This window comes from Thermomonas sp. (assembly GCF_041919455.1).
Taxonomy (GTDB): Bacteria; Pseudomonadota; Gammaproteobacteria; order Xanthomonadales; family Xanthomonadaceae; genus Thermomonas.
Genome location: NZ_JAYRTQ010000007.1, coordinates 138,994 through 152,333 on the forward strand (window position 1 = coordinate 138,994; position 13,340 = coordinate 152,333).

Here is a 13,340-nt window from a genome sequence, read left to right on the forward strand (position 1 = left end):
AAGTACAGATGCAAGCGTCGCGCAGTTGCGGTACGTTCGGCGCAACAGTCGGGGGACGGGAGCAGGCAATGCGCATCGGCATCGTGGTGGACTCGGCATGCGATGTGCCGGCGGACTTCATCGAACAGGAAGACATCACCATCCTGCCGGTGACCGTGCAGATCGGCAATGCGGTGCTGGCCGACATGCGCAACGAGCAGGCGACCCTCAACTTCCTCACCGGCGACACTGCGGCACAGGCCTACAACGCCGAGACCACGCCCTACACCGTGCAGCAGGTGCATGACCTGTTCCTCGGCCGGCTGGTGCTCGATTACGACTACGTGTTCTGCATCTGCACCACGCGCACGCGCAGCGGGATCTTCGACAACGCGCAGCAGGCCAGCTACACCATCCTCAACGACTACAAGCCGGTGCGCGCGGCATCCGGCAACACCACGCCGTTCTCGTTGCGGGTGATCGACAGCCAGAACGTGTTCGCCGGGGTCGGCGTGCTCGCGATCGAGGCGGCACGGATGCGCGCCGCCGGGGAGACCCCGCCGAAGATCCGCGCGCATCTGGAGAACCTGGCGAACAGCACCCACGGCTACATGGTGCCGCCCGACCTGCACTACCTGCGCAACCGGATCAAGAAACGCGGCGACAAGAGTGTGAGTTTCTTCAGCGCGGCGCTGGGCACGGCACTCGACATCAAGCCGATCCTCACCTGCTATCGCGGCGAGACCAGCCCGGTGGGCAAGGTCAAGGGCTTCAACGCGGCGGTCGAGAAGATGTTCGATTTCGCCGGCAAGCGCGTGCGCGCCGGCCTGCTGACCCCTACGATGAACCTCAGCTACGGCGGCGAGATGGAGGAGATGCGCAAGCTGCCCGGCTACGATCGCCTGCGCGAAACCTGCGCCGAGCACAACGTGGAAGTGTTCGAGTCCTTCATGGGCCTGTCGGGCCTGGTCAACGTCGGCAAGGGCGCGATGGTGCTCGGGTTCGCCAGCGAGCCGCACAAGTTCGAGTGAGTCGCGCGGCGACGACGCCGCACTAACGGCCAACCACTACGCTGTGTGCATTCCCCTTCGATGGACTGCACATGGCCACGCGTTACTACATCAGCCTGCCCGATCCCGCGCGCGCGCGCGGCAACGACCCCGAGCTCGCCTTCCGCGCCCAGGGTGCCGAGGCCTTCGCCAGCGAACTGCAGGATGCCTTGCGTGGCGATGCCCTGTTCGAACGCTGGCGCGCCAGGCAGGAGGACCCGGACGCCGTCGATCCCGCGCTCGGTGCCACCGATGCCGGCGCGACCGTCAGCGGCACGCAGGACGACCTGCAGGTCGCCCTGGTGGTGACCACGGCGCTCCCATCCTCCGTGCTGCGCCAGCGCCTGGGCCTGCTGGCCGGTGGCGGCTGGCAATTGCGCGACGTGACCTCGGCCTGACGCGCAACGCATTGCCGATGACACCCGTGCTGTTGTCGTGGAGCGGCGGCAAGGATGCCGCCTGGGCCTTGCACGTCCTGCGCCAGCGCGGCGAACTCGACGTGGTCGGCTTGGTGACCACGGTGACCGAAGGCTTCGAGAGAATCTCGATGCAGGGCATCCGCGTCGACGTGATGGAGTTGCAGGCGCAAGCCACCGGCCTTCCGGTGCTGCAGGCACGCATCCCGCAGGCCTGCGACAACCCGACCTACGAAGCCGCCTTCGCATCCGCGCTGGCCAGCGCACGCGAGCGCTGGCCCGGCATCTGCGACATCGCCTTCGGCGACCTGTTCCTGGCCGACATCAAGGCCTGGCGCGATGCGTTCTGCGCACGGCTCGACTGGCAGCCGCACTGCCCGCTGTTCGGCAGCAACACCGCATCGCTGGCACGCACGATGCTGGATGGCGGCCTGCGTGCGCGGCTGTGTTGCGTGGATACGACGCAACTCGATGCGCGCTTCGCCGGGCGCGACTTCGACGAATCACTGCTCGCCGACCTGCCCGCCGGCGTGGATCCCTGCGGCGAAAACGGCGAGTTCCACACCTGCGTGCATGCCGGGCCGATGTTCGCCGCGCCGATCGCGATCGAACGCGGCGAGACGGTGCTGCGCGACGGTCGCTTCGCCTACACGGACTTCGAGCTGGCGGCAGCCGCGAGCGGCAACCGCGTCCACGATTCCCCCGACCCAATTCCAGACTGATGCAAATGGATCCCTACATCGGCTTCCTGTTCGGCCTCGGCGCCATGGTGCTACTCGCGTCGTGGGCGCCTTTGGGGCTGAAGCGGCTGCCGTTCCCGATGACACTGCCCATCGTGTGCGTGGCACTGGGCTTCTTCCTGTTCGCCAGCAATGTGTTCACCGCAGATCCCAGCCCGCGCACCTGGGACACCCTGACCGAGCGCATGACCGAACTGGTGGTCATCGTCAGCCTGATGGGTGCCGGCCTCAAGCTGGACCGCGCGGTCGGCTGGCGGCGCTGGGGCACGACCTGGCGCCTGCTGGCGATCGCGATGCCACTCACCATCGCGACCACCGCGTGGCTGGGCATGGTCGGCCTGGGATTCCCGCTGGCGATGGCCCTGCTGTTCGGTGCCTCGATGGCGCCGACCGACCCGGTGCTCGCCTCCGACGTGCAGGTAGGCCCGCCGGGCAAGGGCGATGGCGACGAGGTGCGCTTCGGCCTGACCTCGGAAGCGGGCTTGAACGATGCGCTCGCATTCCCCTTCGTCCACCTCGCGATCCTGGTGGCTGCGGGTGGCTTCACCGGCGCCACGGCGATCGGCGAATGGTTCAGCCTGTATGTGGTCTGGAAGCTGCTCGCAGGACTCGGCATGGGCGTGCTGGTGGGGCGCGCCATGGGGTTCCTGATCTTCAGCAGCCGTCGCGGCGGGCTCTCACGGCATGGCGATGGCCTGGTGGCGCTGGCGGCGACACTGATCGCCTACGCGGCCACCGAACTTGTCCACGGCTACGGTTTCCTGGCGGTGTTCGTGTGTGCGCTGACCATCCGCGCACGGGAACGACACCACGAGTTCCACGAAGAGCTCCACCACTTTGCGGACCAGGTCGAGCGCCTGCTGATGCTGCTCCTGCTGGTGCTGTTCGGTGGCGCGCTGGCCAAGGGCATGCTGGACGCGTTGACGTGGCATGACGCACTGGTCTGCCTGGCCATCCTGCTGCTGGTGCGCCCGCTGGCGGGCATGCTCGCGATGGCGGGCTCGCCGCATCCGCCGCTCGAACGCTGGCTGCTGGCTTTCCTCGGCATCCGCGGGATCGGCTCGATGTACTACGTGGCGTACGGCATCAACCACGGCGCGTTCGGCGACAGCGAACGGTTGTGGGCCGCGGTGGGCTTCATGATCCTGGCCTCCATCGTGATCCACGGCTTGAGTTCGGATGCGTTGCTCCGCCACCTCGCGCGGCGGCGCGCACAGACGCGGGGTCCGGCCTAGTTCCCCGCCGTGGTGCCGCGCCGCAACGCCGCCGCATGGTGGGCGACATGCTCGCCGATGAAGCTGGCGATGAAGTAATAGCTGTGGTCGTGGCCGGGCCGCATGCGCAGGAGCAACGGATGTCCCGCCGCGGCGCAGGCGGCCTGCAGCAACTCCGGCTTCAGTTGTGCATTCAGGAATTCATCGGCATCGCCCTGGTCGACCAGCAACGGCAGCCGTTCGGATGCGGACGCGACCAGCGCGGTGGCGTCGTACGAATGCCAGGCCGCGCGATCATCGCCCAGGTAGGCACCGAACGCCTTCTGGCCCCACGGCACCTGCGACGGCGCCACGATCGGCGAGAACGCCGACACGCTGCGATAGCGCCCGGGGTTGCGTAGCGCGATCACCAGCGCGCCGTGCCCGCCCATCGAATGCCCGCTGATCGCGCGTGACGTGGTGACCGGGAAATTCGCCTCGAGCAGCGCCGGCAATTCGTCGACCACGTAGTCGTGCATGCGGTAATGCGCGGCCCACGGTGCCTGCGTCGCATTGACGTAGAAGCCCGCACCCTTGCCGAGGTCGTAGCCCTCGGCATCGGCCACGTCGTCGCCGCGCGGACTGGTGTCGGGGCAGACGATGGCGATGCCGTGCTCCGCCGCGTAACGCTGCGCGCCGGCCTTGGTGATGAAGTTCTGCTCGTTGCAGGTCAGGCCGGAGAGCCAGTACAGCACCGGCACCGGGGCTTGTCCGGCCTGCGGAGGCAAATAGATCGCGAAGCGCATCGTGCAACCAAGCGTGCTGGATGCGTGTTCGTAGACGTCCTGCCAGCCACCGAAGCAGGCGCGATGTTCGATGCGTTGCATCAGAAGTGCACCACCGAGCGGATCGACTTGCCCTCGTGCATCAGGTCGAAGGCGTGGTTGATGCCGTCCAGGCCCATCGTGTGGGTGACGAAGGGCGCGAGCTGGATGTCGCCACGCATCGCGTCTTCCACCATGCCCGGCAACTGGCTGCGGCCTTTCACGCCACCGAAGGCAGTGCCCATCCACTTGCGCCCGGTCACCAGCTGGAACGGCCGCGTGCTGATTTCCTGCCCCGCTCCGGCCACGCCGATGATCACCGACTGGCCCCAGCCGCGGTGCGCGCATTCCAGCGCCGCACGCATCACGTTGACGTTGCCGATGCACTCGAACGAGTGGTCAACGCCCCAGCCGGTCATCTCGACCACCACCTGCTGGATCGGCTTGTCATGATCCTTCGGATTGATGCAATCGGTCGCGCCGAACTGTTGCGCCATCTCGAATTTCGACGGGTTGGTGTCGATCGCGATGATCCGCCCTGCCTTCGCCTGGCGCGCGCCCTGGATCACCGCCAGGCCGATGCCGCCCAGCCCGAACACCGCGACCGAATCGCCGGCCTGCACTTTCGCCGTGTTGTGCACGGCACCGATGCCGGTGGTCACGCCGCAACCGAGCAGGCAGACATGCTCCGGGTTGGCATCGGGATTCACCTTGGCCAGCGAGACCTCGGGGACCACGGTGTATTCGCTGAAGGTCGAGCAGCCCATGTAGTGGTACAGCGGCTGGCCCTCGTAGCTGAAGCGCGAGGTGCCGTCCGGCATCACGCCCTTGCCCTGGGTCGCGCGCACCGACGTGCACAGGTTGGTCTTGCCTGACTTGCAGAACAGGCATTCGCCGCATTCGGCGGTGTACAGCGGGATCACGTGATCGCCCGGCGCCACGCTGGTCACACCTTCGCCCACCTCGACCACGATGCCCGCGCCCTCGTGGCCCAGCACCACCGGAAACAGGCCTTCCGGATCGTCGCCACTGAGCGTGAACGCATCGGTGTGGCAGACGCCGGTGTGGGTGATCCGCACCAGCACTTCGCCTTTCTGCGGCGGGGCGACGTCGATCTCGACGATCTTCAGCGGTTCGCCTGCAGCGAAGGCGACGGCGGCGCGTGATTTCATGGGAATGCTTCCTTTACTTGAGATAGGAACGCACCAGCGCGACGACCTCGTCGATGCTGCGTGCATGTTGCTTGCGGATCTTCGGATCGGTCGCGACCTGGGTGAATTCCTCGCGCAGGTGGCTGTCGAGGATCTCCGCCATCAGCCCGTTCACCGCGCCGCGCAATGCAGCCAGTTGCTGCAGCACCGGCGCGCATTCGCTGCCCGCCTCGACCGCGCGCTCCAACCCGTCCACCTGCCCGCGGATGCGGCGCAGGCGGGTGATCGCACGCTTCTTTTCTTCGGGCGAATGCGGCATCGACCAGCCACCCTGATACTGGCGGGGAGTATAAGCCGACGATGCCCTTGTCACACGTTGCGATGCAACGGGACGATCAATCGGCGCGCGCCGTCATGATCCGCGACAGGTTGAGCTCGATCCAGTCGGCCAACCCACGTACGCGCTCGGCGGCCTCCACGCCCAATGGAGTCAGGGTGTATTCGACGTGCGGCGGCACCACCGGGAATTCGCGGCGGTCGACCAGGCCATCGCCTTCCAGCCATTGCAGGGTCTGCGCCAGCATCTTCTCGCTGACCCCGCCGATCCGCCGGCGCAGGCCACTGAAACGCTGGGTGCCTTCGGCCAGCACCAGCAGCACCAGCACGCCCCAGCGGCTGGTGACATGCCGCAACACGTCGCGCGACGGGCAAGCGGCGGAAAGCAGTTCCCCACGGCGGACACGATCGGAGAGCGGGACAACGGTCGTCGGGGCGGACATGACACTTACCTCCGGGTACGTACTTACGAAAAGTAAGTATAGGGTCTAGCCTGCGCTGCACGCATCGATCGGATCGATGCGCCCATCCCCACATCGAGGCACACCATGACCACCACCCCCCTCATCGCCGTCACCGGCGCCAGCGGCCAACTCGGCCGGCTCGTCATCCAATCCCTGCTAGCCCGTGGCACTCCCGGGGATCGCATCGTCGCCATCGTCCGCGATCCGGCCAAGGTGGCGAACCTCGTTGCTGCCGGTGTGCAAGTGCGCGAGGGCGACTACGACCGCCCCGACACCCTCGATGCCGCGCTGATCGGTGTAGAGCGGTTGCTGTTGATCTCGTCGAGCAAAGTCGGCAAGCGCGCACCGCAACACCAGGCGGTGATCGATGCCGCTGCCCGCGCTGGCGTCTGCCTCATCGCTTACACCAGTCTGCTGCATGCCGACACGTCGCCGCTGGGCCTGGCGCTCGGACACGTGCAGACCGAGCAGGCCTTGCAGGCGTCCGGCCTGCCGCACGTGCTGCTGCGCAATGGCTGGTATGCGGAGAACTATGCGGCCGGCATCCCCGGCATCCTCGAGCACGGCGCGATGTTCGGCAGCGCCGGCGATGGCCGCCTGTCGCTGGCGGCACGTGCCGACTATGCCGAAGCCGCCGCCGCTGTCATCGCCAGCGATGAACCGCAGGCCGGCAAGATCCACGAACTGGCTGGCGACGATGCGATCACGCTCGCCGATTTCGCTGCAGAACTCGCACGGCAGACCGGCAAGCCGCTCATCTACCAGGATCTGCCGCAGCAGGACTATCGCGATGCACTGCTTGCGGCCGGCTTGCCCGCAGGATTTGCCGAGCTGCTGTCGGACTCCGACGCCGGTGCGGCGAAGGATGGCTTGTTCGATGACAGCGGCACGCTGGGCCGGTTGATCGGCCGCGCGACCACGCCCATCGCGGACGTCATCGGCAAGGCGCTCGCGAACTGAGTGTCGACGCAATTCCCGCCGCTCGATGGCGGCGGGATCAGCCCGTGTTCTGGATGCCCGCGGCGATGCCGTTGACGGTCGCGATCAAGGCACGCAACAGCGCTTCGTCCTCGCGGCCGGTTGCCCGCCAGCGCCGCAGCAGGTCGACTTGCAGCAGGCTGATCGGATCGACATAGGGATTGCGCAGGCGGATCGACAGGCGCAAGCGGTAGTCGTCTGCGAGCAACGTGTCGCGGCCCTTGATCGCTAGGATCGCGTCGCGCGTGCGTTCGAACTCCTCCCCGATCTGCGGGAAGAAGGCGTCGTGGGCGTCGCCGGCGAGCAGCGAATAGCGCTCGAAGATATCGATGTCGGATTTCGCCATCAGCATCTCGACATCGTCGATCGCGGCCGCCATGAACGGCCAGTGGCGCGCCATCACGGCCATCGCATCGAGGCCGTGGGTGTCGATGCCGCGCTGCAGGGCAGTGCCCACGCCGTACCAGCCGGTCAGTCCGGAGCGGTTCTGCGACCACGCGAACACCCACGGGATCGCGCGCAGGTTGGCGATGCCGCCATCGCGACGCCGCGACGGACGCGAGCCGATCCGCAACTGCTCGATCACGTCGATCGGGGTGGCGGCGCGGAAATACGCGGGGAAGTCGTCGCGCTCATGCACCAGCGCTCGGTAGTGCGCACGCGAGGTCTGCGCGAGTTCGGAGGCGATCGCACGCCAGGCGCCTTCGCGTGGTTCCGGCGGGCGCGGTCGCAGGCTGGCGCGCAGCACCGCGCCAGTCGTTTGCTCGAGGTTGCGCAATGCCAGCGCACGGATGCCGTACTTGCGGTGGATCACCTCGCCCTGCTCGGTGACGCGCATGCGCCCGTCCACCGACCCACGCGGCGCGGCGATGATCGCGCGCTCGGTCTTGCCGCCGCCGCGGCTCACCGAACCGCCGCGGCCATGGAAGAACACGATGCCGACGCCGGCCTCGCGGGCCAGCTCCAGCAGGTCCACCTGCGCGCGTTGCAGCGCCCAGCGCGAGGCCAGCAGGCCGCCGTCCTTCGCGCTGTCGCTGTAGCCCAGCATCACCGTCTGCCGGTTGCCGCGCGCGGCCAGGTGGCGGCGATAGACCGGATCGGCGAACAACGCGCGCATCACCTCGGGCGCGGCCTGCAGGTCGTCGACGGTCTCGAACAGCGGCGCGACGTCGAGCGGCACCGCGTCGTCGTCCACGCAGCCGGCGATCCGCGCCAGCGCGAGCACGGCCAGCGCATCGGCTTCGCTGCGGCTCATGCTGATGATGTACGGGCCGAACGCATGCTCACCCAGCGTCCGACGCAATTCGTGCACGGTGCGGAACACCGCCAGCGTCGAAACCGCCGAAGGCGCATTCGGTGCCGGCACCGCCGCGCCTTCGATCACCGCATGCAGGCGATCCACGCGCGCGGCCACCGATTGCGACACCCAGTCCGCACGATCATCGAGTGCAGCCAGTGCGTCGTCGTGCGCGGCGGAATCCTGGCGCAGGTCCAGCGCCGCCATGTGCAGGCCGAAGGTGCGCGCGCGCCACAGCACGCGCTGCAGGGCGAAGCGGCCGGCCTGGTCGCCGCGATGGCGGGCCAGGCTGGCATCGACCAGCTCGAGGTCAGCGATGAAGGCATCGGCATCCGGATAGGCACCGGTGCTGCCGGCCAACGTCGCGGCCAGGCGGCCGCGCATCTGCCCCAGCAACTGCCGGTACGGCATGTCGGCCAGGCGCGGTCGTGCGCGCACCGCGCCATCCGGCAACAGCGTCTTGTATGCCTCCGTGCGCGCTTTGATCCCGGCATCGAAGCCGATGCGCTCCTCACTCTGGGTGAGGATGTCGCCGAGTGCGCGCAGGTCGGACTGGTAGCAGGCCAGCGCCTGCGCACGCTGCGCGGCCAGCGCATCGCGCACGGTGGTCGCGCCGACGTTCGGATTGCCGTCCATGTCGCCGCCGACCCAGGTGCCGAAGCGCAGCAGCGGCGGCAATGCGATGCGTTCGCCGTACACCGCTTCGATGGCATCGGCGAAGGCTTCGTAGAACACCGGCAGCACGCGATACAGCACGCTGGAAAGATAGAAACCGATGTGTTCGACCTCGTCGGCGACGGTCGGCTTGTGCGGCGGTACCTCGGTGGTCTGCCAGGTGGTGGTCAGCGACTGGCGGATCCGCGCATCGTCGGCACCGCGTTCCGGCGGCGTGCGGGTGCGGTCGATGTCGGCGACCAGGCGCTCGACGATGGTGCGTTCCTTCAGTAGCAGCGCGCGGCGCACCGCTTCGGTCGGATGGGCAGTGAACACCGGCTCGATGCACATCCGCGGCAGCAGCGCCTGCAGCTCCGCCAGGCCGACGCCGTCATTGCGCAACTCCAGCAGCACCGCTTCCAGGCTGCCCGGCTGCGGCGCGCTGCCCGTGCGCTGGTAGTCGCGACGCCGACGGATGCGATGCACGCGTTCGGCCACGTTGGTCGCACCGAAGTACGCCGCGAATGCGCGCACCAGCGCTTCGGCATCCTCCAACGCGACATCGGACAGCCGCTGCGCCAAGGCATCGACCGGCTCGCCCTGCTCGCGCCGGGCGATGGCGATGCGCCGCACCGCCTCGACTTGCTGCAGGAACGCCTCCGACACCTGCTCGGCCAGCATGTCGCCGACCATCGTGCCCAACCGGCGCACGTCGTCGCGCAACAGCGTGTCGGACTCGGCGAAAGCGAGGGGTTCGCGCAGCGGGCGGGCAATCGGTGTCATCGCCGCAGGCTAGCGCGTTTCATGACGCGCTGCAGCATCGGTTTCCGGCGTGACCATTGCTGTCCCGGGACGGGACAGACCGCACTCAGTAGGCGAACTCGCGGAACACCGGATCGACCGAGCCGTTCCATTCGCCATGGAACAGCGCGAGCTTGCGCTCGGCCGGGGTTTCGTTGGCGTCCGCGATGTCCAGCAGCGGTTCGAGGAAGCCGGATTCGTCGGTGCCGCAGCTGTCCGCCTTGGCCCGGCGACGCAGGCCGGCATGGGCGATCTTCAGGGCCTCGATGGCGATGTCGCGCAGGGTGCCGTTACGGAACGGCGTCTTCAGCGCCAGCTTCGGCACGTTGTCGCGCAACGCGTTGCGCTCGACCATCGAGAAATCCTTGACCAGGTCCCACGCCGCATCCAGCGCGGCATCGTCGTAGAGCAGGCCGACCCAGAACGCCGGCAGCGCGCACAGGCGATTCCACGGCCCACCATCGGCGCCGCGCATCTCCAGGAACTTCTTCAACCGCACTTCCGGGAAGGCGGTGGTCATATGGTCGTTCCAGTCGCGGATCGTCGGCAACGCGCCGGGCAGCACGTCGAGTTCGCCGCGCAGGAACTTGCGGAACGACTTGCCGCTGGCGTCGATGTATTCGCCATTCCGGTACGAGAAGTACATCGGCACGTCGAGCAGGTAGTCGACGTAGCGTTCGTACCCGAAGCCGTCTTCGAACACGAAGTCGAGCATGCCGGTGCGGTCGCGGTCGGTGTCGGTCCAGATGTGCGAGCGATAGCTGAGCTGGCCGTTCGGCTTGCCGTCGGTGAACGGCGAATCGGCGAACAGCGCGGTGGCGATCGGCTGCAGCGCCAGCGACACCCGGAACTTCTTCACCATGTCCGCTTCGCTGGCGTAGTCCAGGTTGACCTGCACCGTGCATGTGCGGGTCATCATGTCCAGACCCAGGTTGCCGACCTTCGGCATGTAGGCGCGCATGATCCGGTAGCGGCCTTTCGGCATCCACGGCATGTCGTCGCGCCGCCACTTCGGCTGGAAGCCCATGCCGAGGAAGCCGAGCTGCAGTTCATCGGCGACCGCGCGCACTTCGCGCAGGTGGCTGCCGACTTCCTTGCAGGTGTCGTGGATCGTCTCGACAGGCGCACCGGACAGTTCGAGCTGCCCGGCCGGCTCCAGCGTCACCGAGGCCATGTCCCTGGTCAGCGCGATGACCCGCGCCGGCTGCCCGTCCACGCTTTCCTCGTACGGCGTCCAGCCAAACCGGGTCAGCCCCTTCAGCAGGGCCTCGATGCCGCGCTCGCCATCGAACGTCGGCGGCCGCAGGTCGTCGAGGCGGAAGCCGAACTTCTCGTGCTCGGTGCCGATGCGCCATGCCTCGATCGGCTTCTCGCCGGATGCCAGAACCTCCACCAGTTGCCGGTGATCGGTGATCGGGGTGTCGTTGGCGTTGCTGGGTCCGGACATGCGTGGCTTCCCCTGTGGACGCGCAGCATAGCCCGCACCGATGACGCGGGGCAGTGCGCCTCCCGGCTTTCAGTGTTGCGGCTGCATACGTATTCCCGGCCGATTGCGTTGTCCGCGCACAGTTGCGCTTGTAGCCTCCGGCCATGTCGCTGCCTTGGGAGGGGCTGATGCGCACGATCCTCTGCATGCTCGCGTTGCTGCTCGGCCTGTCGCTGCCGGCGCGCGCCACCGACATCGAACGCATCGAACCCGCCAACTGGTGGGTCGGCATGCGCCACAGCCAGGTCGAGTTGCTGGTGCATGGCAAGGGCATCTCGGCGTCGACGCCAAAGCTGTCGCGCGCGGGCGTGGCCATCGTCGCCGTGCAGAAGACCGACAACCCGAACTACCTCTTCGTCACCGTCAAGATCGCGGGCGATGCGATGCCGGGCGCATTCGACATCGAATTCGTCGAAAGCGGGAAGGTCGTTGCCACGCATCCGTGGCGGCTTGATGCGCGCGAGCCCGGCTCCGCGCAACGCCGCGGCTTCGACGCACGCGATGCGATCTACCTGGTCACGCCGGATCGCTTCGCCAATGGCGATCCGTCGAACGACAGCGTGGCGGGAATGACCGAGACCGCCAACCGCGCAAATCCCAACGGCCGCCACGGCGGCGACATCGCCGGCATCCGCCAGCACCTGGACTACATCGCCGGCATGGGCTTCACCCAGCTGTGGCCGACGCCGATGCTGGAGAACAACCAGCCGCAGTATTCCTATCACGGCTACGCGATCACCGATCTCTACCGCACCGATCCGCGGATGGGCAGCAACGAGGACTTCCAAGCGTTGTCGCGCGAGGCGAAGGCGAAGGGCATCGGCATCGTCATGGACATCGTGCTCAACCACATCGGCTCGAAGCACTGGTGGATGCGCGACCTGCCGGCGAAGGACTGGATCAATAACGATGCGACGTTCACGCCGACCAACCATCGCCGTACCGCCATCCAGGACCCGCACGCGGCGCCGGCGGACCGCGCGGCATTCACCGATGGCTGGTTCGTGGACGCGATGCCCGACCTCAACCAGCGCAACCCGCACCTGGCGCGCTACCTGATCCAGAACACGCTGTGGTGGATCGAATACGCGGGGCTGTCCGGCATTCGCGAGGACACCTTCGGCTACGCCGATACCCAGTTCCTCAGCGACTGGGCGAAGGCGGTGCTGACCGAATACCCGGACTTCGCCATGGTCGGCGAGGAATGGAGCATCAATCCGGCGGTGGTCGCGCACTGGCAGCGCGGCAAGCAGAACGCCAGCGGCCATGTGCCGCACATGCCCAGCATGATGGATTTCCCCATCCACATCGCGCTGCGCAATGCGCTGGTGCAGCCGGAAGGCTGGGAAACCGGCTGGATGGGCCTGTACGAAATGCTCGCCAACGATTTCGTCTATCCCGATCCCGATGCGCTGGTGGTGTTCGCCGAGAACCACGACACCCCGCGCCTGCTGGCGCATGTGGATGGCAACCTGGCGCGGTGGCAGCTCGGCATGGCCTACCTGGCGACAGTGCGCGGCACGCCGCAGTTCTACTACGGCTCGGAGGTCCTGCTGCGCGGGCCGAAGGAGCGCGACGACGGCCAGCTGCGCGCGGACATGCCCGGCGGCTGGGCGGGCGATCCGGCGAATGCATTCAGCGGGAACGGGCTCGGCGACGCACAGCAAAGTGCACAGCGCTACATCCGTGCATTGTTCAACTGGCGCAAGCGCACGCCGGTGCTGCATGACGGTGCCCTGACCCATTTCGCGCCGATCGATGGCGTGTACGTCTACGTACGCCACCGGGGCGACTCCGCGGTGATGGTCATGCTGAACAAGCAGGATGCGCCGAGGACGGTGGCACTGGATCGGTTCGACGCCTTCCTGAAAGGGCGCCGCGCACGCCTGGCACTGACCGGCAAGCCGCTCGCGCTGGGCAGTACGCTGGAGATACCGGCGATGTCGGCGACGTTGCTGGAAATCGAGTGAAG

At 67.4% G+C, this 13,340-nt stretch carries 12 protein-coding genes; 6 read left to right on the forward strand and 6 right to left on the reverse strand.

The genetic code is table 11. The features are described 5' to 3' along the window. The first annotated feature begins 68 nt into the window (after positions 1-68). The 4 genes from ACE3T8_RS06895 to ACE3T8_RS06910 all read left to right on the forward strand — a co-directional run bounded on the left by ACE3T8_RS06895 (position 69) and on the right by ACE3T8_RS06910 (position 3,419). Entirely contained in the window at positions 69-1,010 is a 942-nt protein-coding gene (locus tag ACE3T8_RS06895; protein ID WP_374607920.1) for a DegV family protein, read from the forward strand. A gap of 71 nt (positions 1,011-1,081) precedes the next feature. After that, positions 1,082-1,426 (forward strand): hypothetical protein, encoded by a 345-nt coding sequence (locus ACE3T8_RS06900; protein ID WP_374607922.1) that lies wholly within the window; start codon positions 1,082-1,084, stop codon positions 1,424-1,426. 17 nt (positions 1,427-1,443) lie between these two features. Next, entirely contained in the window at positions 1,444-2,166 is a 723-nt protein-coding gene (locus ACE3T8_RS06905; RefSeq protein ID WP_374607924.1) for an ATP-binding protein, read from the forward strand. Next, positions 2,166-3,419 carry a cation:proton antiporter gene (locus ACE3T8_RS06910; protein WP_374607925.1) on the forward strand — a complete coding sequence of 418 codons (1,254 nt, stop codon included), beginning with the start codon at positions 2,166-2,168 and terminating at the stop codon, positions 3,417-3,419. The genes ACE3T8_RS06905 and ACE3T8_RS06910 overlap by 1 nt, the downstream gene beginning before the upstream one ends. Here the strand turns inward: ACE3T8_RS06910 and fghA are convergent. The 4 genes from fghA to ACE3T8_RS06930 all read right to left on the reverse strand — a co-directional run bounded on the left by fghA (position 3,416) and on the right by ACE3T8_RS06930 (position 6,131). Further along, positions 3,416-4,264, reverse strand: a complete 849-nt coding sequence (gene fghA / locus ACE3T8_RS06915; protein WP_374607927.1) for an S-formylglutathione hydrolase — start codon at positions 4,262-4,264, stop codon at positions 3,416-3,418. The genes ACE3T8_RS06910 and fghA overlap by 4 nt on opposite strands. Further along, on the reverse strand, positions 4,264-5,373 hold the full coding sequence (locus ACE3T8_RS06920) for an S-(hydroxymethyl)glutathione dehydrogenase/class III alcohol dehydrogenase (protein ID WP_374607929.1): 1,110 nt from the start codon (positions 5,371-5,373) through the stop codon (positions 4,264-4,266). Before ACE3T8_RS06920 ends, fghA begins: the two co-directional genes overlap by 1 nt. 13 nt (positions 5,374-5,386) lie before the next feature. Continuing rightward, the gene (gene frmR, locus ACE3T8_RS06925; protein ID WP_374607931.1) at positions 5,387-5,671 is read right to left on the reverse strand and encodes a formaldehyde-responsive transcriptional repressor FrmR; all 285 of its coding nucleotides are present in this window, start codon (positions 5,669-5,671) and stop codon (positions 5,387-5,389) included. Positions 5,672-5,747: 76 nt separating this feature from the next. Beyond that, complete coding sequence (locus tag ACE3T8_RS06930) at positions 5,748-6,131, reverse strand: winged helix-turn-helix transcriptional regulator (protein ID WP_374607933.1); 384 nt, start codon at positions 6,129-6,131, stop codon at positions 5,748-5,750. Positions 6,132-6,236: 105 nt separating this feature from the next. On the opposite strand from ACE3T8_RS06930, the gene ACE3T8_RS06935 reads away from it, so the two are divergent. Continuing rightward, entirely contained in the window at positions 6,237-7,112 is an 876-nt protein-coding gene (locus ACE3T8_RS06935; protein ID WP_374607935.1) for an SDR family oxidoreductase, read from the forward strand. 37 nt (positions 7,113-7,149) lie between these two features. Here ACE3T8_RS06935 and ppc read toward each other — a convergent pair whose 3' ends face one another. Next, positions 7,150-9,864: a phosphoenolpyruvate carboxylase gene (ppc, locus tag ACE3T8_RS06940; RefSeq protein ID WP_374607937.1), complete on the reverse strand. Its 2,715-nt coding sequence runs from the start codon at positions 9,862-9,864 to the stop codon at positions 7,150-7,152. Between the two features lie 85 nt (positions 9,865-9,949). Further along, complete coding sequence (locus ACE3T8_RS06945) at positions 9,950-11,329, reverse strand: glutamate--cysteine ligase (RefSeq protein ID WP_374607939.1); 1,380 nt, start codon at positions 11,327-11,329, stop codon at positions 9,950-9,952. Positions 11,330-11,496: 167 nt separating this feature from the next. Here ACE3T8_RS06945 and ACE3T8_RS06950 point away from each other — a divergent pair, with 167 nt between their 5' ends. Continuing rightward, positions 11,497-13,338, forward strand: a complete 1,842-nt coding sequence (locus tag ACE3T8_RS06950; RefSeq protein WP_374607940.1) for a glycoside hydrolase family 13 protein — start codon at positions 11,497-11,499, stop codon at positions 13,336-13,338. Positions 13,339-13,340 lie beyond the last annotated feature (2 nt).

Bases quoted from the DNA above. Each gene is read 5' to 3' on its own strand.
- ACE3T8_RS06895 (WP_374607920.1), top strand. From the start codon at position 69: ATGCGCATCGGCATCGTGGTGGACTCGGCATGCGATGTGCCGGCGGAC.
- ACE3T8_RS06900 (WP_374607922.1), top strand. From the start codon at position 1,082: ATGGCCACGCGTTACTACATCAGCCTGCCCGATCCCGCGCGCGCGCGC.
- ACE3T8_RS06905 (WP_374607924.1), top strand. From the start codon at position 1,444: ATGACACCCGTGCTGTTGTCGTGGAGCGGCGGCAAGGATGCCGCCTGG.
- ACE3T8_RS06910 (WP_374607925.1), top strand. From the start codon at position 2,166: ATGCAAATGGATCCCTACATCGGCTTCCTGTTCGGCCTCGGCGCCATG.
- fghA (WP_374607927.1), bottom strand. From the start codon at position 4,264: ATGCAACGCATCGAACATCGCGCCTGCTTCGGTGGCTGGCAGGACGTC.
- ACE3T8_RS06920 (WP_374607929.1), bottom strand. From the start codon at position 5,373: ATGAAATCACGCGCCGCCGTCGCCTTCGCTGCAGGCGAACCGCTGAAG.
- frmR (WP_374607931.1), bottom strand. From the start codon at position 5,671: ATGCCGCATTCGCCCGAAGAAAAGAAGCGTGCGATCACCCGCCTGCGC.
- ACE3T8_RS06930 (WP_374607933.1), bottom strand. From the start codon at position 6,131: ATGTCCGCCCCGACGACCGTTGTCCCGCTCTCCGATCGTGTCCGCCGT.
- ACE3T8_RS06935 (WP_374607935.1), top strand. From the start codon at position 6,237: ATGACCACCACCCCCCTCATCGCCGTCACCGGCGCCAGCGGCCAACTC.
- ppc (WP_374607937.1), bottom strand. From the start codon at position 9,864: ATGACACCGATTGCCCGCCCGCTGCGCGAACCCCTCGCTTTCGCCGAG.
- ACE3T8_RS06945 (WP_374607939.1), bottom strand. From the start codon at position 11,329: ATGTCCGGACCCAGCAACGCCAACGACACCCCGATCACCGATCACCGG.
- ACE3T8_RS06950 (WP_374607940.1), top strand. From the start codon at position 11,497: ATGCGCACGATCCTCTGCATGCTCGCGTTGCTGCTCGGCCTGTCGCTG.